Source organism: Roseovarius gaetbuli (assembly GCF_900172365.1).
Classification (GTDB): domain Bacteria; phylum Pseudomonadota; class Alphaproteobacteria; order Rhodobacterales; family Rhodobacteraceae; genus Roseovarius; species Roseovarius gaetbuli.
The window spans coordinates 1-18,256 of the sequence record NZ_FWFJ01000038.1 but is presented as its reverse complement, the minus strand read 5'-3'; the positions used below and the strand labels follow the sequence as shown (position 1 = coordinate 18,256).

17 protein-coding genes and 1 pseudogene are annotated in these 18,256 nt (G+C 61.1%); 13 read left to right on the top strand and 5 right to left on the bottom strand.

Going from position 1 to position 18,256, the window contains the following annotated elements:
- From ROG8370_RS15400 to ROG8370_RS15340, 13 genes are all read left to right on the top strand, one after another.
- Window positions 1–1,317, top strand: coding sequence for a TRAP transporter large permease (locus ROG8370_RS15400; protein WP_085828068.1), 1,317 nt, complete (start codon window positions 1–3; stop codon window positions 1,315–1,317).
- The gene (locus ROG8370_RS15395) at window positions 1,314–2,555 is read left to right on the top strand and encodes a malonyl-CoA decarboxylase (protein WP_085828067.1); all 1,242 of its coding nucleotides are present in this window, start codon (window positions 1,314–1,316) and stop codon (window positions 2,553–2,555) included. Before ROG8370_RS15400 ends, ROG8370_RS15395 begins: the two co-directional genes overlap by 4 nt.
- Before the next feature lie 17 nt (window positions 2,556–2,572).
- A complete protein-coding gene (locus tag ROG8370_RS15390; protein WP_085828066.1) occupies window positions 2,573–4,090 on the top strand; it encodes a malonate--CoA ligase in 1,518 nt (505 codons plus the stop codon).
- A 284-nt stretch (window positions 4,091–4,374) separates the two neighbouring features.
- Window positions 4,375–5,553, top strand: a complete 1,179-nt coding sequence (locus ROG8370_RS15385) for a lanthanide ABC transporter ABC transporter substrate-binding protein PedA1 (protein ID WP_085828065.1) — start codon at window positions 4,375–4,377, stop codon at window positions 5,551–5,553.
- 10 nt (window positions 5,554–5,563) lie between these two features.
- Window positions 5,564–6,529 carry a YVTN family beta-propeller repeat protein gene (locus ROG8370_RS15380; protein ID WP_085828064.1) on the top strand — a complete coding sequence of 322 codons (966 nt, stop codon included), beginning with the start codon at window positions 5,564–5,566 and terminating at the stop codon, window positions 6,527–6,529.
- A gap of 21 nt (window positions 6,530–6,550) precedes the next feature.
- Window positions 6,551–6,991 (top strand): cupredoxin domain-containing protein, encoded by a 441-nt coding sequence (locus ROG8370_RS15375; protein ID WP_085828063.1) that lies wholly within the window; start codon window positions 6,551–6,553, stop codon window positions 6,989–6,991.
- Between the two features lie 48 nt (window positions 6,992–7,039).
- A complete protein-coding gene (locus tag ROG8370_RS15370; RefSeq protein WP_085828062.1) occupies window positions 7,040–7,774 on the top strand; it encodes a lanthanide ABC transporter ATP-binding protein PedB/LutE in 735 nt (244 codons plus the stop codon).
- Window positions 7,771–8,562, top strand: a complete 792-nt coding sequence (locus ROG8370_RS15365; protein WP_085828061.1) for a lanthanide ABC transporter permease protein PedC — start codon at window positions 7,771–7,773, stop codon at window positions 8,560–8,562. Before ROG8370_RS15370 ends, ROG8370_RS15365 begins: the two co-directional genes overlap by 4 nt.
- An 87-nt stretch (window positions 8,563–8,649) precedes the next feature.
- The gene (locus ROG8370_RS15360) at window positions 8,650–9,360 is read left to right on the top strand and encodes a response regulator transcription factor (protein ID WP_085828085.1); all 711 of its coding nucleotides are present in this window, start codon (window positions 8,650–8,652) and stop codon (window positions 9,358–9,360) included.
- Between the two features lie 36 nt (window positions 9,361–9,396).
- Window positions 9,397–10,590: an FIST N-terminal domain-containing protein gene (locus tag ROG8370_RS15355; protein WP_085828060.1), complete on the top strand. Its 1,194-nt coding sequence runs from the start codon at window positions 9,397–9,399 to the stop codon at window positions 10,588–10,590.
- Window positions 10,571–12,775 (top strand): hybrid sensor histidine kinase/response regulator, encoded by a 2,205-nt coding sequence (locus ROG8370_RS15350; protein ID WP_085828059.1) that lies wholly within the window; start codon window positions 10,571–10,573, stop codon window positions 12,773–12,775. Before ROG8370_RS15355 ends, ROG8370_RS15350 begins: the two co-directional genes overlap by 20 nt.
- 67 nt (window positions 12,776–12,842) lie before the next feature.
- A complete protein-coding gene (locus tag ROG8370_RS15345) occupies window positions 12,843–13,361 on the top strand; it encodes a DUF3280 domain-containing protein (protein WP_085828058.1) in 519 nt (172 codons plus the stop codon).
- A gap of 1 nt (window position 13,362) precedes the next feature.
- Window positions 13,363–14,181 (top strand): quinoprotein dehydrogenase-associated SoxYZ-like carrier, encoded by an 819-nt coding sequence (locus ROG8370_RS15340; protein WP_085828057.1) that lies wholly within the window; start codon window positions 13,363–13,365, stop codon window positions 14,179–14,181.
- Between the two features lie 3 nt (window positions 14,182–14,184).
- Here ROG8370_RS15340 and ROG8370_RS15335 read toward each other — a convergent pair whose 3' ends face one another.
- The 5 genes and pseudogenes from ROG8370_RS15335 to ROG8370_RS15315 form a co-directional block, all read right to left on the bottom strand.
- Window positions 14,185–14,733 (bottom strand): PQQ-dependent catabolism-associated CXXCW motif protein, encoded by a 549-nt coding sequence (locus ROG8370_RS15335; protein WP_085828056.1) that lies wholly within the window; start codon window positions 14,731–14,733, stop codon window positions 14,185–14,187.
- A complete protein-coding gene (locus ROG8370_RS15330) occupies window positions 14,730–15,557 on the bottom strand; it encodes a substrate-binding domain-containing protein (protein WP_245827432.1) in 828 nt (275 codons plus the stop codon). The genes ROG8370_RS15335 and ROG8370_RS15330 overlap by 4 nt, the downstream gene beginning before the upstream one ends.
- Complete coding sequence (locus ROG8370_RS15325) at window positions 15,541–16,077, bottom strand: c-type cytochrome, methanol metabolism-related (protein WP_085828054.1); 537 nt, start codon at window positions 16,075–16,077, stop codon at window positions 15,541–15,543. Before ROG8370_RS15325 ends, ROG8370_RS15330 begins: the two co-directional genes overlap by 17 nt.
- Before the next feature lie 88 nt (window positions 16,078–16,165).
- On the bottom strand, window positions 16,166–17,968 hold the full coding sequence (locus ROG8370_RS15320; protein ID WP_085828053.1) for a methanol/ethanol family PQQ-dependent dehydrogenase: 1,803 nt from the start codon (window positions 17,966–17,968) through the stop codon (window positions 16,166–16,168).
- A gap of 154 nt (window positions 17,969–18,122) precedes the next feature.
- A pseudogene (locus ROG8370_RS15315) lies at window positions 18,123–18,256 on the bottom strand (S-(hydroxymethyl)glutathione dehydrogenase); the annotation flags it as partial.

Genomic DNA, 18,256 nt, shown 5'->3' with positions numbered 1-18,256 from the left:
ATGGACCCGCTCGTACTCGGGGGCCTTGTCGCCCTCATGACAATCTTCGTGCTGTTCTCGGGCGTGTCGGTGGCCATTGGCCTCCTGATCGTCTCGGCCGGCTTTCTGATCGCCTTTGACGGGATGCGCTCGCTCGAACTGATGCCGGAAATCCTGTTTGGCAAGCTCGATAACTTTGCCCTGCTGTCGATTCCGATGTTCATCATCATGGGCTCTTCGATCGCGTCAACGCGGGCGGGGGCCGACCTTTACGAGGCGCTTGAACGCTGGCTGACGCGGGTGCCTGGCGGTCTCGTGATCTCGAACCTCGGGGCTTGTGCGCTTTTTGCGGCGATGTCGGGCTCTTCCCCCGCCACCTGTGCGGCGATCGGCAAGATGGGCATCCCCGAGATGCGCAAGCGCGGCTATCCCGATGGCGTTGCTGCCGGCTCTATCGCGGCGGGCGGCACCCTCGGCATCCTCATTCCGCCCTCGGTCACGATGATCGTTTACGGCATCGCCACCGAAACCTCAATCGGGCGGCTGTTTCTCGCCGGGGTCATTCCGGGCCTGATGCTTGTGGGCCTGTTCATGGCCTGGTCGCTTTATTCGACCTGGAAGTCGGGCAATATCGAACTGCTTGGCGGGCGCAGCTATTCCTGGGCCGAGCGCTTTGAAATCCTGCCGCGCGTCCTGCCGTTTCTGGTCATCATCCTTGGCGTCCTCTATGCGCTTTACGGCGGCATCGCGACCCCGTCGGAGACCGCCGCAATCGGCGCGCTTTTGTGCCTGTTGATGGCGATCATCATCTATAAAATGTGGAGCCCATCGGCGATCTGGGTCGTGCTGCGCGACAGCACCCGTGAAAGCGTGATGATCCTGTTCATCATCGCCGCCGCCGGTGTGTTTTCCTACATGCTCTCAAGCCTGTTCATCACCCAGTCGATTGCCGAATGGATCGGCACGCTGGATGTGAACCGTTGGGTTCTGATGGCGGCGATCAACCTGTTCCTTCTGGTCGCGGGGTTTTTCCTGCCCCCCGTAGCGGTGATCCTGATGGCGGCGCCAATCCTGTTGCCGATCATCCTGACCGCCGGGTTTGATCCGATCTGGTTTGCCGTGGTCCTTACGATCAACATGGAAATCGGCCTTATCTCGCCGCCCGTCGGTCTTAACCTTTACGTGATCAACGGCATTGCGCCCGATATCAAGCTCAAGACGATCCTGCTCGGTTCGCTGCCCTATGTGGCCTGCATGATCCTTGCGATCATCCTGCTCTGCCTGTTTCCGGGGCTGGCGACATGGCTGCCTGATTATGTCATGGGGACAGCGGTATGAGTGTTCTCGCCGATCTTCTGGCCACGGTTTTCGAGCGCCGCTATCGTGGCGCAAGCGAACCGGACGCGCAGAACCGGAGCATCGAAGACCTCTCGCGCGACCTGCTTGGCAGTTCGGGCGAGGTGTCGGGCATGGCCCTCGCGCGGCTTATCCTTGATCGCTATGCCGGGATGGATGACGCGGCCAAGCTTGGCTTCTTCACCTTCCTGACCAACGATCTTGGCGTCGATCCCGAGACCGTGCGCAACGCGCTTGATGCCTTCGAGGCCACACCCGACCGGCGCACCTATCGCACCTTTCTCGCCGCAGCAGAACCGCCGCGCCAGGAACTTGCGCGCCGCCTGAATCAAGTGCCCGGCGCCACCGCACAGTTGGTGGCGATGCGGCGCGACCTGCTCCGGCTGGCGCGGGATAACCCGGCTCTTTCGGTGGTCGATCTTGATATCCGGCACCTGTTTTCGTCCTGGTTCAACCGCGGCTTTCTGGTGCTGCGTCCGATCAACTGGACAAGTCCGGCTGATATCCTTGAAAAGATCATCGCCTATGAGGCGGTGCATGCCATCGACAGCTGGGACGACCTGCGCCTGCGCCTGAAACCTGCGGACCGACGGTGTTTCGGGTTCTTTCATCCCGCCATGCCCGACGAGCCGCTGATTTTTGTCGAAGTGGCGCTGACCCGTGGCACACCGGGGGCGATCCACGACCTGCTGGCCGAGAACCGCGAGGCGATCAATGCCGATACCGCCGATACCGCCGTGTTCTATTCGATCTCGAACTGTCAGCCGGGGCTTGCCGGTATTTCCTTTGGCAACTCGCTGATCAAACAGGTGGTTTCCGACCTCTCGCATGAGCTTCCCAATCTCAAGACCTTCGTCACGCTCTCGCCGATCCCGGCGCTCACGAAGTGGCTGACGAGCGAGGGCGCCACCCTGCCCGATGATCCCGAAGAGCGTCGCCAGATCACCGCCGATTACCTGCTCAACGCCAAGCGCCCCGAGGGCGGCCCGTTCGATCCGGTCGCGCGGTTTCACCTTGGCAACGGCGCCTCGGTGCATGCCATCCATGCCGATGCAGACCTGTCGCCCAATGGCCTCGCGCAATCGGGGGGCATGATGGTGAATTACCTTTACGATCTGGCCCTGATCTCGCAGAACCACGAACGCTTTGCCACTGCTGGCAAAATCGCCGCCTCGCCCGAAGTGAGCGCCCTTAGCGCCGCACGGGCCACCAAAGACTGAAACAGAGGAACATCGCCATGGCCAACCCCCTTTATGACACGCTTTTTGGTCGCCATGCGGGCCAGACCGCGCCGTTTCTGCACCTCTCGGATGGCAGCACGCTCAGCTATGACGCCTTTCTGCGCCTGACCGCGCAATACGCCCATACCTTTCGCGACGCGGGCCTCGCCCCCGGTGACCGGCTTGCCGCGCAGATCGAGAAATCGCCGCAGGCTTTGGCGGTCTATGCGGCCTGCGTGCAGGCAGGGATCGTGTTCTTGCCGCTCAACACCGGCTATACGGCGGATGAGCTTGAGTATTTCGTGACCGACAGCGGCGCGCGGCTTTTGCTCTGCGATGGGGCCAAGGCCGATGCGCTTGCCCCCGTGGCCAAATCGGCCAAGGCCAGCTTGATGACGCTCAACGCCGATGGCAGCGGAAGCCTGCCCGACGCCGCCAAGGATCAGCCTGAGACATTCGAGACCACGGCGCGCGGCGGCGATGATCTTGCCGCGTTTCTTTATACCTCGGGCACGACCGGGCGCTCGAAAGGCGCGATGCTGACGCAGACCAACCTGTTGTCGAATGCCGAAACGCTGGTCGATTACTGGGCCTTCACCGAAAAAGACGTGCTGTTGCATGCGCTGCCGATCTTTCACACCCACGGGCTTTTCGTGGCGACCAATGTGATCCTTCTGGCCGGGGCGGCGATGATCTTTTTGCCGAAATTCGATCAGGACAAGGTGATTGAAACCCTGCCGCGCGCGACGACCATGATGGGGGTGCCGACCTTTTACACCCGGCTTCTGGATGATCCGCGCTTTGATCGCGCCCTGACCGGGCATATGCGGCTTTTCATCTCGGGGAGTGCGCCGCTCTTGGCCGAAACCCATGTGGCGTTTGAAGAGCGCACCGGCCATCGCATTCTTGAACGCTATGGCATGACCGAAACCAACATGAACACCTCGAACCCTTACGAGGGCGAGCGCCGTGCCGGAACCGTCGGCTTTCCGCTGCCGGGGGTCGAGCTTAAGATCACCGATCCCGATACCGGCAAGACCCTGCCGCAGGGCGAAATCGGCCTGATCGAGGTGCGCGGCCCGAATGTGTTCAAGGGCTATTGGAACATGCCCGAAAAGACCGCCGAAGAGCTGCGCAGTGACGGGTTTTTCATCACCGGCGATCTCGGGCAGATCGACGATCAGGGCTATGTTCAGATCGTCGGGCGCAACAAGGATCTGATCATTTCGGGCGGCTATAATATCTATCCCAAGGAAATCGAATTGCTGCTGGATGAACAGCCCGGCGTTCTTGAGAGCGCCGTGGTGGGCGTGCCGCATCCCGATTTCGGCGAAACCGTTGTCGGCTTTCTTGTGGCGCAAAAAGGCGAAACGCCCGATCTTGCCGCGATTGCAGAGGCGGCAGGCACCTCGCTGGCGCGCTTCAAGCATCCGCGCAAGCTTATCGTGCTGGATGAATTGCCGCGCAACACCATGGGTAAGGTTCAAAAGAATATCCTGCGGGCCGAATACGGCGATCTGTTCAAGCCCGCCTGACGCGCACTATCACAATGACGAATCCGGCCCTGCGCACCCCCGCGCGGGGCCGTTTTTGCATGTGCCGCCGACGCCCGCCTGCGACCAAAGTATGACGTCACATAAGCCTTTGATTTCACAAAACAAAGCTGGAAAAAACCGGCATTTTTATGCGCAAGGGTGGAAAGGTGCGGACAGGCCGAGAACCTTTGTTAAGATACCCGTAATAGGCGATCACAATTCAAAGGGAGCGCGCGTATGACATCTGCAAGACCCCATCCCTGCGCAAGGGTGTCGCGCGCGTGATGCGTTGGTGTGTTGCACTCCTTTTCGCCCTTGGTGTCCTGATCCGTCCGGCCTTTGCGGTCGAGGTCACGGCGGCCATCCTGCGGGTGGATTACCCGACGCTTTTGCCGGTCTCGCGGCTTGATCTGCGCCCCGATGACCTTGGCTTTGCCGGCGGCATTCTGGCGACCGAGGACAATCAGACAACCGGGCGGTTCATGGGTCAGACCTATGCGCTTGAGACCGCCGCAACGCCGCCAGAGACCGCGCTTGCCACCTTTGAGGCGCTGCAGGCCAAAGGCATCCGGTTCTTCGCAGTTCAGGCCCGCATGTCAGAGCTTTTGGCAATCGCCGATGCCGCCGGCCCCGATACGGTGATCTTCAACACGCTGGCGCCCGACACCGCGCTGCGCAGCGAAGACTGTCGCGGCAATATCCTGCACGTGGTGCCCTCGCGAAAGATGAAGACCGATGCGGTGGCGCAATTCCTGATCTGGAAGAAATGGCCGAAATGGGCGCTCATTCACGGCTCTCACCCCGAGGATCGCGCCCTTGCCGACAGCTATCGCGCCTCGGCGGCGAAATTCGGCGCGCGCATCACCGACGAGCTTGAGTTTACCGATACCGGCGGCGCGCGGCGCACCGATACGGGGCACGTCCTTGTGCAACGGCAATTGCCGCTGTTCACGCAACCGCTTGACGGCGCAGAGGTGATCGTGACGGCGGATGAAACAGACGTTTTCGCCACCTACCTGCCCTATCACACATGGTCGCCCGCGCTCATCGTGGGCTCTGCTGGCTTGCGCCCGCTCAGCTGGCACCCCGCGCTAGAGGCCTGGGGAGCGACCCAGTTTCAGAACCGCTTTGAGAAGCTCACAAACCGCTACATGCGCGCCGAGGATTACAACGCCTGGCTGGCGCTTCGGGTGCTGGGCGAGGCGGCGACACGCACCGGCGGCTCCGATCCCGCCGCGATCCGCGCCTATGCCCTGAGCGACAAGTTCGAGCTGGCGGCGTTCAAGGGACAAAAGCTTACCTTCCGCCCCTGGAACGGCCAAATGCGCCAGCCGATTCTTTTGGCCGATGGGCGCATCACCTTGAGTGTCTCGCCACAAGAAGGCTTTCTGCACCAACGCTCGCTGCTTGATACGATGGGGCTGGATCAGCCCGAAAGCGCCTGCACCGCCTTTACCCAATAGGAGATTTGCCATGCGCCGCCTTGCCTTTGCCACGGCCCTTGCCACGCTGCTGACAACGCCGGCGCTTGCCGGAAAGGTGTTTGTCAGCAACGAGCGCGGCAATACCGTCACCGTTCTCGACAGCGAAACCTGGGAGGTTCTCAAGGAATTTCCCGCCGGCAACCGCCCGCGCGGCATCATCGCAAGCCCGGATGGCAAAAAGCTCTATGTCTGCGCTTCTGACGATGATGTGGTGCGGGTGTTTGACACCACAACTTATGCCGAGCTTTACACCCTGCCCTCTGGTCCCGATCCAGAGCTTTTCGTGCTACATCCCTCGGGCAATCCGCTATATATCGCCAATGAAGATGACAACCTTGTCACCGTGACCGACACGGAAACCCATACCATCCTCGCCGAAATCCCGGTCGGGGTAGAGCCCGAGGGCATGGGCATGTCGCCGGATGGAAAATACGTGGTCAACACCTCTGAGACCACCAACATGGCGCATTTCATCGACACCGAGACCTTTGAGATCGTGCAAAACACCCTGGTCGATCAACGCCCGCGCTTTGCGCAGTATAGCGCAAATGGCAGACACCTCTTTGTCAGCGCCGAAATCGGCGGCACGGTGAGCGTGATCAACCCCGAGGGCGGCGAGATCGAGCATAAGATCAGCTTTGCCGTGCCCGGCATCGCGCCCGAGCTTTTGCAGCCAGTTGGGGTGCGCGTGACCTCGGATGGCAAGAAGATCTTCGTCGCCCTCGGGCCGTCGAACCGGGTTGCCCTGATCAATGGCGAGACATTCGAGGTCGAGAAATACCTGCTTGTCGGTCAACGCGTCTGGCAGCTTGCCTTTGATGCGGATGAGGCGTTTTTATACACCACCAACGGCAATTCCAACGACATCTCGATCATCGACGTGGCCGCCGAAAAGGTGGTGAAATCGGTGCAGGTCGGACAACAGCCCTGGGGCGTTGTTGTGGTCTCGGATTAATCCAACAATGAAAGGACTTTCATGCGAACGCTTTTGACAGCCGCCACTCTGGCGCTTTTCTCGGGGCCGGTTCTGGCCGCGCCGCTTTGCCACAACCTTGGGTTTTCCGGGCTTTTGGCCAAGTGCAACCGGGGGGACACGATCGAGGTTACGCTCAGCTCTGGCAAGCCCCTCGGCGAGGGGCCGGTGATCCTTGAATCCGGCGCCTATTACGAGATGGAAATCACCGCCGATGGCACCGCCGAAATCGGCCTGACCGGGCCGGAATTCTTTCATGCGATCTGGATGGACGAGATCGTGATCAACGACATCGAAGTGCGCCCCATGGCGATCGACAGCTTCGAGTTCGACGACGCAGGCACGGCAGAGTTTTCCTTTATCGCGATCAAGCCGGGGCGCTATCACGTGCTTGTTCCCGGCACGACCGGCGAGAGCCAGCGTCTTGAAATAAGGATTCAGTAATCGCGCGCGTCGGCCTATGGTGGCACGGACCACGCGGGAAGGATCGGCATGACAGGGCAAGAGGTAGCTGGGCTAGAGGTATCCGGGCTGGGGTTTTCTTATGGCGCCAAGCGCGCGCTGAACGATGTCTCATTCTGCGTGGCGCAGGGCGATTTCTGCGCCCTTCTGGGGCCGAACGGGGCCGGGAAATCGACGCTGTTTGCCCTTTTGACCCGGCTTTTCACCACCTCCGAGGGTCAGGTGAGGGTGATGGGCCACGATATGGCGCGCGCCCCGCGTCAGGCCTTGGCGCGGATCGGCGTGGTGTTCCAACAACCGACTCTTGACCTTGACCTGAGCGTGCGCCGCAACCTGCGTTATTTCGCGGCTCTGCATGGGCTTGCCGGGCGCGAGGCCAACATCCGCATCGACGCCGCTCTTGAGAGGATGGGCATGGCGCAGCGCGCCGATGAGATTGCCCGCGACCTTAACGGTGGCCATCGTCGGCGCACCGAGATTGCCCGCGCGCTTGTGCATCGTCCGGCGGTTTTGTTGCTGGATGAACCCACCGTCGGGCTTGACGCCGAAGCGCGCCGCGCCATCACCGAACATGTACACGGCTTATGCGCCGAAGACGGGCTAACCGCGCTTTGGGCAACCCATCTGACCGACGAAGTCTGGCCCGATGACCGGCTGGTGATCCTGCACCGTGGCGAGATACGTGCCGATGGCATCGCCCGCGAGATCATTGGGAAACAAACCCTGACCGACCGGTTTCTTGATCTGACCGGGGTCACGGCATGAGGCGGCTTTTGATTGCCCTTGGCGCGATCACCACCCGCGAGGCGCTGCGCTTTGCGCAACAACGCTCGCGGTTCATTTCGGCGCTGGTGCGGCCGCTGATCTGGCTGGTGGTCTTCGCCGCCGGGTTTCGCGCCGCGCTTGGTCTGTCGATCATCGCGCCCTATCAAACCTATATCACCTATGAGACCTATATCGTGCCGGGGCTGTGCGGGATGATCCTGTTGTTCAACGGCATGCAATCCTCGCTTAGCCTTGTTTATGACCGCGAAATGGGCTCGATGCGCCTTTTGCTGACAAGTCCCCTGCCGCGCTGGTGGCTGTTGCTCTGCAAAATCCTGGCGGGCACGGTGGTGTCGGTGCTGCAATGCTATGCTTTCCTCGGGATTGCGGCTTTGATGGGGATTGTCATGCCCGGCTGGGGCTATGTTTACGCCTTTCCGGCGCTGGTGCTGGGCGGGGTGATGCTTGGCGCGCTTGGGGTCGCTCTGTCGTCGCTGATCCGCCAGCTTGAGAATTTCGCGGGCGTGATGAACTTTGTCATCTTCCCGATGTTCTTTATGTCGAGCGCGCTTTACCCGCTCTGGCGCATGGCCGAAAGCTCGGCCCTGTTGCGCGACATCTGTGCGGTGAACCCGTTTACCCATGCGGTCGAACTCATCCGCTTTGCACTTTACGGCCAATTCAACGGTATGGCTCTGCTCTGGACAATGCTGGCGGCAACGGGCTTCATGGTGCTTGCGCTTTGGGGCTATGATCCGGGGCGCGGGCTTTTGCGGCGCAAAGGGTAACGCCCCCCTCAGACCTTGGTGTCAGTAGGCGCAACACGAGCGATTGGTTAGGATATCTTCATGGACTCGAACGAGGCGCCCCATCCGATGCATAACAAGCCGCCGACCAAGACCGCGACGGGGCGTTTTCGCACGGCACTTATCGTCGATGACCATCCGCTGTTTTGCGACGCCCTGTCGATGACCCTTAAATCGGTGGCGGGCATTAGTCATATAGACACCGCCGAAAGCCTTGATGCCGCGATGGAGCATATCGCGCAGAACGGCCCGCCAGAGATCATCGTGCTTGACCTCAACCTGCCGGATGTGACCGGGCTTGACGGGCTGGTGCGGCTGAAAGCCGTGGCGGGCACCGTGCCGATTGTCGTCGTGTCTTCGATGTCGGAAAGCCGCATGGTCTGCTCCACCATCAATGCCGGCGCGGCGGGATTTGTGCCCAAGCATAGCCAGCGCCCGGTGTTTCGCGCCGCCTTTGAAACCATCGGCGCGGGCGATGTTTTCCTGCCCGAGGGGGTGGTTCTGACCAAGACCGCCGAACAACCGGTCAATGACCAAAGCGAGACGGTTGAACGGCTGGCGCTTTTGACCCGGCAACAGTCGCGCATCCTGCAACTGATCTGCGAAGGGCGGCTCAACAAACAGATCGCCTATGAGCTTTCTATTGCGGAAACCACCGTGAAAACCCATGTCACCGCGATCATGCGCAAACTTGGCGTTCAGACCCGCACGCAGGCGGTGCTGATTGCGCAAATGGCCAGCTTCTCTAACGTCTTGCGCGAGACCGACAAGCCGGACTAACCTTGCGAACGGGCCCACCCGCCCGCAGGAGAAGACATGGACGCGACCCCGCTCAATGCCGCCGATCTTTGTGACAGCCGCATCGTCGCGCGCGCCGAAGTGCCCCACGACGATCCCGGCGCGCTTGCAACGCTGGCCGGGGCCTTTGACGGCACGCAGATGGCGCTGGTGCTGTTCTTCGTCTCCCCGCTGGCCGATTTTGAAACCCTGATGGCCGAGGCGCCGCGCCACTTTCCCGATAGCCGTTGTGTCGGCTGCACCACGGCCGGTGAAATCGGGGTTGCGGGCTATGCCGACGGGATGATCGTCGCCGTCGGCTTTGCGGCCGCGCATTTCCATGCGGTGTTGCAGGTGATCACACCGTTGAGCGATCTGGACAGCACCGCTTGCGTGTCGCAATCGGTGCGCGCGCGCGCCTGGCTCAATACCCAGGTCGGCGAAGTGATGCCGAACGAATTTGCCTTTCTGGCAGTCGATGGGCTGTCACTCAAGGAAGACGAGCTTGTCTCGGCTCTGGCCTCGGGCCTTGGGCCGATGCCGCTTTTTGGCGGCTCGGCGGCGGATGGCGAACGCTTTGGCGAAACGCTGATTGCCTGTGACGGGGTCACGCTGCGCAATGCGGCGGTGGTTTGCCTGATGCGCACCGATTGCCCGGTGCGGGTGTTCCGACTTGACCACTTTCAACCCACCGACCGGCGCATGGTCGTCACCGATGCCGATCCGGCGCGGCGCATCGTGCACCGCATCAACGCCGAAGTCGCCGCCGAGGAATACGCCCGCGTTCTGGGCCGCCCGATTGAGACGCTCAACGCCTCGACCTTTGCGGCCAACCCGGTGGTTGTGCAGATCGGCGGCCAGCATCACGTGCGCGCGATCCAGCGGATCGAAGAAAACGGCGACCTGCAATTCTTTTCCGCCATTGACGAGGGGCTGGTCCTGACGCTGGCGCAATCGCAAGACATGGGCGCGCACCTGCACCGCGAGCTTGAGGCCCTGGCCACCGAGCAAAAGCCGCTGACCGTGCTGGCCTGTGATTGCACCCTGCGCCGCACCGAGGTAACACAGCGCCAGATCGGGCCGGAAATCTCGCGCATTCTGGCCGCGCATAAGGTTGTCGGGTTTTCCACCTATGGCGAACAGATCAACGGCCTGCATGTGAACCAGACCATGACCGGCGTTGCCATATATCACCCCGACCGGGGGAGCGCCCATGACCCACTCGCTGATTGACACCTCCGATACGCTGGAGCGTCAGAACCGCAAGCTGATGAAAATCATCGAGGTTCTGATGCGCCGGGTCGAGCAAACCACCAATGACGGTGGCGTCGCCTATGCGCATTTCGAGCGCGCGGTCATGCTTGAGGATCAGATCACCGACCGCACCCGCGATCTTGAACGCGCGCTTAACCTGCTCAACGACTCCAACGCGCAACTGGCCACCGCCATCCGTCGCGCCGAGCGCGCGCAATCCGACCTCGCCAATGCCATCGAGACCCTGCAAGAGGGCTTTGCCCTGTTTGACAGCGACGGTCACCTTGTGATGAACAACAGCCGCTTTGGCATGTATATGCCCGATCTGGTGGCGCGCCTGCGCCCAGGACTCGACTTTGAGAGCTACGTGCGCCACGCCAGCGAAAGCCGTTTTCTGGAACTTCCCGACGCGCAGACAAGCCGCGAATGGGCGGCGCGTCGGCTTCAGCTTCACCAGGAAAAGCACGTGATGTTCAACCTCAACCTGACCGGCGATTGCTGGGTTCAGGTGAGCGAACACCGCACCCGCGACGGGCAAACCGTGATCCTTCAGACCGACATCACTGATATCATCCGCCTGGAGCGGCGCGAGCGCGGCAAGATGCTTGACGATCAGGCCCAGCTTGTGCGCGCTACCCTTGAGCATATTGATCAGGGGGTCTGTATCTTCGATCGCACCGGGCAATTGCGGGGCTGGAACCAGAACGCCGGCGAGATGCTGTCGATAACGCTCTCGCATTTCCGGGTCGGCATTCAGTTTGACGTGATCCTGCGCCGGATCGGCAGCGACTTTCAGATCGAAGGCATCCTGACGCCAGACGATATCGCAACCTGGGTGGCCAGCACCGACCGGCGTGCGCCCTTGCGGTTTCACATGCGCAGCGGGGGGCGCAAGACGCTTGAGGTGTTTGCCCGCCAGATGCCCGATCAGGGCTTTGTCATCAGCTTTTCCGACGTCACCGCCGAGCGCGCCGCGGCGCGGGCGCTTGCCCATGCCAATGAACGGCTGGAACAGCGGGTTCTGGAACGCACGCTTGAGCTTGAAGATGCGCTTGGCGATGCCGAGCGCGCCAATGCCTCGAAATCGCGATTTGTCGCCGCCGCAAGCCATGACCTGCGCCAGCCGCTGTCGGCGGCGCGGCTTTATCTGGCCTCGATCCATGAAGAGCTAACGCGCGATGATCACCGCGCCCTGATGGACAAGGCACAGCGCGCCTTGACCAGTGTCGAAGATATCATCGACGCGCTTCTGGATATTTCGCGGCTTGAATCCGGCCATTCCGAGGTGGATGTGACCCAGGTACCGCTGGGGCGTATCCTTGATCAGTTGCACGATGAATTCGCGCCGCATGCCGCGCTCAAGGGGCTTGGCCTGCGGTTCGTGCCCTGCGGCGCGATCGTGGAAACCGACGCAAGCTATATCCGGCGCATCCTGCAAAACCTGATTGCCAACGCCATTCGCTATACGACCTCGGGCAAGATTTTGGTCGGCGCGCGCCGACGTGGTCGTACACTTCGACTTGAAGTGCGCGACACCGGTCCCGGTATTGCCCCTGCAGATCAAGACAAGATCTTTCAGGAGTTTCACCGCCTTGATGCCCATGTCAGCGCCGCCGAGGGCATGGGGCTTGGCCTTGCCATCGTCGATCGTGCCTGTGCGCTTTTGGGCCACCCGCTAGAGCTTCGCTCTGATCTTGGATGCGGGTCTGTTTTCACCGTCACGGTGCCGCTGCTTCACAGCGAACGCGCCGCCGGTCGGCATGACCAGCCGGGGCGCCCGAGCGGTCGCCCGGCGCTTGACAGGCAAATCGTTCTGCTGGTGGAAAACGACCCTGACCTGCGCCAGGCGATCACGCTTTTGCTGCATGGCTGGGGCGCGGATGTGATTGATGCGCCTGACCTTTCGGCGGCGATGGCGCAACTGGGTGATCTTGATATCCGCCCCGATGCGATGCTGGTGGATTACGAGCTTGACGATGGGGTGACCGGCCCTGACGTCATCGCCCGGATCACCGCGCGCTATGGCCCGGTGCCCGCGCGCATCATCACCGGCCACCTGAGTGAAACGGTGCGCGCGCATTGCCGCGCAGGCGGGCTTGAGGTGATGACCAAGCCGCTTGACCCGGCTCTGTTAGAACAGTTCCTTACCCCCGACCGGCCCTGACGCAAAGGCCGCGTTCTACGACCAAAGTCTCCTATGGCGCGCGCCGATCCAACCCTAGACTGTGCCCATGAAAACGCGACTTGTCCTTGGCCTATTGGCCATGATGCTCTCCTTTGGTGTCGCCAGGGCCCAGGGGCTGGTAGAGTTGCGCGATGGGGCTAGCCTGGCCTTTCTTGGCCTCACCTTCATAGATACCTCGACCGAAGGCGCCTATAACCCGGTGCGCGCGGATGAAACCGCGCGTCTTGCCATGCTGCAAGACGCGGTGCAGGAGCGGTTAGAGGCCGAAGGCTTTGCCATGCTTGACCTTGCCCCGGTCGCGACCGATCTCGGGCGGATCAAGAACCCCGCCGATTGCTATGGCTGCGAGGTCCGGATCGCGGCCAAGCTGGGGGCGGATTACGTGGTTGTCGGCGAGGTGCAGAAAGTCTCGAACCTGATCCTGTCGATGAACCTTGTGATGCGCGATGTGGCCAGCGGGAACGCGGTGCGTGCACGCGCGGTCGATATCCGCTCTAATACAGACGATTCATGGCTGCGCGGCATGCGCTATATTTTCAAGACCCATTTCTTTGTGGAGGGATGACATGAAACCACTTTACCTCGCTGTGAGTGCGCTTTTGCTTGGCTCTGGTCCGGCACTCGCGCAATCGGCCTGGGATGATATCCGCGACGCGCTTTACGGCGATGATCCGGTGGTCAGCCAGAGCGCGCATGTCGCCCTTGATGCCCCCTACCGCGCCACCGATGATGCGCGCACGGTGCTTGGCGGGCATATCATTGCTCCGCCGGGACAGATGATCACGGGCGTCACGCTTGTGATTGACGAAAACCCCGCCCCTGTGGCGGCCGATTTCACCCTCGCGGAGCCGCAGGCCGAGTTTGCCTTTAGCCTGACCGCGCGGATCAACGGGCAGACGCCCCTGCATCTTGTGGCACTGACCGATGCGGGCGAGCGGCACGTGGCAGAGGGATATCTCAAAACCTCGGGGCAAGGGGCCTGCGCTGCACCGCCGGGCACCGATCCGACCGGCGCGCTTGCCACCCTTGGCGATATGGAACTGGCGTTTTTGCCCGCGCTTGACGTGCCCAGCAAGAGCGTGAACACCCGCATCGCCGCCCTTGCGGGCAAGGTTGGCGCGCTTGACGTGGATATCAGCCACCCAAGCCACTCTGGCCTGCAAATGGATCAGATCACGCTGCTTTATATTCCGCTGCGGGTGGTGGGCGAGGTTGATGTCGCCCTTGATAATGCCCCCTACCTAAGCATGACCGGAAGCATTTCCCTGTCGGAAAACCCGCGTCTGCGTGTGTCCGTCCCCGAGGGCACAAGCATGGCCGAGGTTACCCTGCATGACAGCGACGGCAAGGTGACCCGCGCCCACACAAGCCTTGCGGCCTATTGAAAGTTAGTCCTCGGGCAAGGGATCAAGCGCTTCAAGCGGGTGATCTTCCATGTCCCAGCCATCGGTGCCGTCGGGATACCAATAAACTGTCTCATAGCCCATTTCGAGGGCGCGCTTGGCGACATTCCACGACATCCAGCAATCCATGAGGCAGAACACCAGCACCGGATGCGACCGCTCACCAGCGGTTGCCTGCTCCAACCCGCGGCGCAGGTAGGTGGCGGTTTCTTCGGCAATCTTCTCATACCCGGTATTGGGCAGCCAGATTGCGCCGGGGATCGACTTGCGCGGCTTTTCGCGCCAGATCGTGCCCTTGGGCAGGTTCTCGGCCTTGGGCGCGCGTGGCAACACGTCGATGAACGCCACCTCGCCCTCTTGCCAGAGCTGATAGGCCTCGGCGTCATCGACAACCGTCGCGCCGCTTAGCGTCGCGGGCACCGGCGCGCGGTAAGGCGGGCCACGATACGCGTCCGGTTCGGGCACGCCCTGCGCCTGCGCCAATCCGGCGCAAAGCGCGAGGACCGCAAAGATACCATGGCCGCCATACCTCATTGCGTGACCTCCTTAAGCTCCGTCCCCATGTTGTTGAAAAGCGGCACACCGGCCTCTGTCAGGATCTGGTCGATCTCGGCCTGATTGCGTCGCAACAGGGAATTGAGCTTTCGCTTCCACTGATCCTCGCCAAGGCGCACGCCCATGGTGATGCGGTAAAACAGACGCGGCGGATCGGTTTCATGGATCAGCGGCACGACCTTGAGATTGGGATGCTCGCGTTTGACCAACGGCCCGCTGATCGGGCCCCAGAGAACAGCGGCGTCAATCTTGCCCGCCTCGAGATCCGCAAGCATATCCACCGCCGGAGAGGCATAACGGCGATCAACGAACAACTGATAGGGCCGCGCCTTGGGCATCAACCCCTGGCGCGCCATATGCGTGCCCGGCGGGCTTCCGGCGATGATGCCGAGAACCTTATCCTTGAGACGCGGATCAGACATCGTCGTGACATCCGCCAAAGGGCTGTCCTTGGGAAAGACGATCGTATAGGCCGAGGTCATGTAATGATTGGTGTTCTGCACCATCTCGTGACCTTGGGCAAAGCCGATGATCACGTCGCATTCATTGGCCCGCAGGGTGCGGCGCACAAATCCGGTCGCCATCGGAAACCAGGTATATTCAACCGGCTTTTCAAGCTTTGCCGCGATCAGATCGGCGATCTTGTTTTCAAATCCCGTGCCATCCTGCGTCGACATCGGATCGTTCGACGGGTCGGCACAGACGCGAAACGCGGTTTTCGACACCAGTTCGGCCATCTGCGCCGCCGCCACACCGGGCAGCAACGCAAGGGCAATCACCGCAATCCTAGCCCATGCAGGCATCTTCATCCTCCCGGATCGAATCGGATTTCGGATCTTTCTTGGGGGGGCGCCCACGGGCCACGGCCTCGGTGCCGCGCGCCTTGAGATAGACATAGATGTCATCGAGATAGCACATCACGTTCGGATTGGTGCCAAAGCTCGGCATCACCGAATTCTCCGAGGCGTTGACCTTTTGGCGGCCTTCGGCAACAACGCCGACAAAATCATAGTAATCCAGCGTCAGCGCAGACACCTTGAGCGCCGGGGCATAGGTTGAGCCTTCTCCATCCGGGCCGTGACACACGTGGCATTCCGCGTGATAGCGGCGAAAGCCGGAAAAGGTGCGCCAGTCGACAGTGCCATCTTCGGCAACGTTGAACGTGGGAATGTCATCCTCGGTGAAATATCGGCCACCCTCTTCATAGGCGGCGGCAATGGATGGATCGTCGCGCGACGGAAGGTCCTCGGCGAGGCTCGGTGCGGCGACAAACGCCAGCAGGCCGGCAAGCCCTGCGGACAAAAGGCGGCGGTTGGTCAACATTCTCTGCTCCTTTGGGTATTGGTGCCTCGGCGCGACACCGGGAAGGGTGCCGCGCCGAAGGGTTCTGTCTTGTCTCAGACAGGATTGGTTAGTTGGGCAGGGCGAACACGGTCAGCTGACCACCCAGAGCGGTGTAATCCGACAGGGCCGCATAGCCACCCACGGCGCCCAGACCCGCATTCGGATCGGTCAGGCCAGCCGCAAGGCCGATCCCGGCCCAGCCACCGATACCCGACAGGATACCGACATACTGTTTGCCCGCATGCTCGTAGGTCATCACGTTGCCGATAATGCCCGAGGGTGTCTTGAAGCTGTAAAGCTCGTCACCAGTATTGGCATCAATCGCCTTCAGGTAACCTTCAAGCGTGCCGTAGAAGACGACGTCGCCAGCGGTTGCCAGAGCACCCGACCAAACCGAGAACTGCTCGGGGATCGACCACTTGATCTTACCTTCGATGTTGTCCCAGGCGATGAAGTTACCCATGCCGCCATGGCTTCCGGGGGCCGGGTACATCGCGAGGGTCGCACCGACATAGGGCTGACCAGCGGTATAGCTGACGCGGAAGGGTTCGTAATCCATGCAAACGTGGTTTGTCGGGATATAGAACAGGCCGGTTTTCTTGCTATAGGCCGACGGCTGTTGGTCCTTGGTGCCAAGGGCCGCAGGACAGATTCCGGTCGAGTTGACGTCTTCACCATTCTGCTCGGTCGAATAGGCCGCAACCACAGCCGGACGACCATAGGTATCCGATTCCGGGTCCATATCCACGCCTGTGGTCCAGTTGACCTCAGGATCGAATTTCTCGGCGACAAGCAATTCGCCGGTTTCACGATCCAGAGTATAGGCAAGGCCGTTCCGGTCGGGGTGGGTCAAGAGCTTGCGCATCTTGCCGTCGATTTCCTGATCGGTCAGGATCATCTCGTTGACGCCATCATAATCCCACTCGTCATGCGGGGTCATTTGATAGAGCCACTTGGCCACGCCGGTATCGGGGTTGCGCGCCATGATGGTCATTGACCAGCGGTTGTCGCCAAGGCGCTGTGCCGGGTTCCAGGTCGAGGGGTTGCCGGTGCCGTAATAGAACAGGTCAAGCTCGGCATCATAGGAATACCAGCCCCAGGTCGAGCCGCCGCCGATCTTCCACTGATCGCCTTCCCAGGTGTTGGTGCCCGAATCCGCGCCAACCGGTTTACCCAGGTGGGTGGTATTCTCGGGATCAATCAGCGTGTCGCTATCGGGGCCCATCGAATAGGCGCGCCAAACGAGCTCGCCGGTTTCCATGTCATAGGCCGTGGTCGAGCCACGCACGCCAAATTCGCCGCCCGAAATGCCGACGATGACCTTGTCCTTGACCGGAAGAACCGTCGCGGTGTTGGTCTCGCCGATCGACGGATCACCATTTGCCACCGACCATTTCACTTCGCCGGTCTTGGCATCAAGCGCCACAACGGTGGTATCGGCCTGATGCAGGAAGATCGTGTCATTCGCATAGGCAACGCCACGATAGACCGTGTCACAGCACATCACCGGGATCACGTTGGGGTCTTGCTTGGGCTCGTACTTCCACATGATCTTGCCGTCTTCCGCAAGATTTAGCGCGTAAACGATATTGGGGAACGGCGTGTGGACATACATGATATCGCCAACCACAAGGGGCGATCCCTCGTGCCCGCGCAGAACGCCGGTCGAGAAGGTCCAGGCGACCTGAAGATCGCCGACGTTGTCCTTGTTGATCTGATCCAACTCGGAGTAGCGCGTGTTCTCGTAATCGCCGGTCTGAATCGGCCATTGCGCCGGGTCGTCGATCATCGCCTGAAGCGCCTCGTTCGCGCTTGCCGTGGCCGACAGACCAACAACGATCGCCGCTGACATCATAAGTAGTTTCTTCATATCTTCCTCCCTGGGTCGTAGATTTTGTGTGATTGCTCTTGCCGAACGCCGTGGTCCGGCTGTGCCAACCTGTTGCTCCGGGGGGTCCTCCTCCCCCTGTGCTTGGGTCAATTCCTTGTGCTGCGCGATCCGCCTCCTGTTGTTTGCGTCCCGTTCAATAGACCACGACGCTGCGGATTGATTCGCCTGCGTGCATCATCTTGAAGCCCTTGTTGATATCGTCGAGGGCAAGGGTGTGGGTGATCATCGGGTCGATCTCGATCTTGCCGTTCATGTACCAATCGACGA

What these genes read in the sequence shown, in the direction of transcription:
- ROG8370_RS15400 (WP_085828068.1), top strand. Translation starts at nt 1, where the DNA reads ATGGACCCGCTCGTACTCGGGGGCCTTGTCGCCCTCATGACAATCTTC.
- ROG8370_RS15395 (WP_085828067.1), top strand. Translation starts at nt 1,314, where the DNA reads ATGAGTGTTCTCGCCGATCTTCTGGCCACGGTTTTCGAGCGCCGCTAT.
- ROG8370_RS15390 (WP_085828066.1), top strand. Translation starts at nt 2,573, where the DNA reads ATGGCCAACCCCCTTTATGACACGCTTTTTGGTCGCCATGCGGGCCAG.
- ROG8370_RS15385 (WP_085828065.1), top strand. Translation starts at nt 4,375, where the DNA reads ATGCGTTGGTGTGTTGCACTCCTTTTCGCCCTTGGTGTCCTGATCCGT.
- ROG8370_RS15380 (WP_085828064.1), top strand. Translation starts at nt 5,564, where the DNA reads ATGCGCCGCCTTGCCTTTGCCACGGCCCTTGCCACGCTGCTGACAACG.
- ROG8370_RS15375 (WP_085828063.1), top strand. Translation starts at nt 6,551, where the DNA reads ATGCGAACGCTTTTGACAGCCGCCACTCTGGCGCTTTTCTCGGGGCCG.
- ROG8370_RS15370 (WP_085828062.1), top strand. Translation starts at nt 7,040, where the DNA reads ATGACAGGGCAAGAGGTAGCTGGGCTAGAGGTATCCGGGCTGGGGTTT.
- ROG8370_RS15365 (WP_085828061.1), top strand. Translation starts at nt 7,771, where the DNA reads ATGAGGCGGCTTTTGATTGCCCTTGGCGCGATCACCACCCGCGAGGCG.
- ROG8370_RS15360 (WP_085828085.1), top strand. Translation starts at nt 8,650, where the DNA reads ATGCATAACAAGCCGCCGACCAAGACCGCGACGGGGCGTTTTCGCACG.
- ROG8370_RS15355 (WP_085828060.1), top strand. Translation starts at nt 9,397, where the DNA reads ATGGACGCGACCCCGCTCAATGCCGCCGATCTTTGTGACAGCCGCATC.
- ROG8370_RS15350 (WP_085828059.1), top strand. Translation starts at nt 10,571, where the DNA reads ATGACCCACTCGCTGATTGACACCTCCGATACGCTGGAGCGTCAGAAC.
- ROG8370_RS15345 (WP_085828058.1), top strand. Translation starts at nt 12,843, where the DNA reads ATGAAAACGCGACTTGTCCTTGGCCTATTGGCCATGATGCTCTCCTTT.
- ROG8370_RS15340 (WP_085828057.1), top strand. Translation starts at nt 13,363, where the DNA reads ATGAAACCACTTTACCTCGCTGTGAGTGCGCTTTTGCTTGGCTCTGGT.
- ROG8370_RS15335 (WP_085828056.1), bottom strand. Translation starts at nt 14,733, where the DNA reads ATGAGGTATGGCGGCCATGGTATCTTTGCGGTCCTCGCGCTTTGCGCC.
- ROG8370_RS15330 (WP_245827432.1), bottom strand. Translation starts at nt 15,557, where the DNA reads ATGCCTGCATGGGCTAGGATTGCGGTGATTGCCCTTGCGTTGCTGCCC.
- ROG8370_RS15325 (WP_085828054.1), bottom strand. Translation starts at nt 16,077, where the DNA reads ATGTTGACCAACCGCCGCCTTTTGTCCGCAGGGCTTGCCGGCCTGCTG.
- ROG8370_RS15320 (WP_085828053.1), bottom strand. Translation starts at nt 17,968, where the DNA reads ATGAAGAAACTACTTATGATGTCAGCGGCGATCGTTGTTGGTCTGTCG.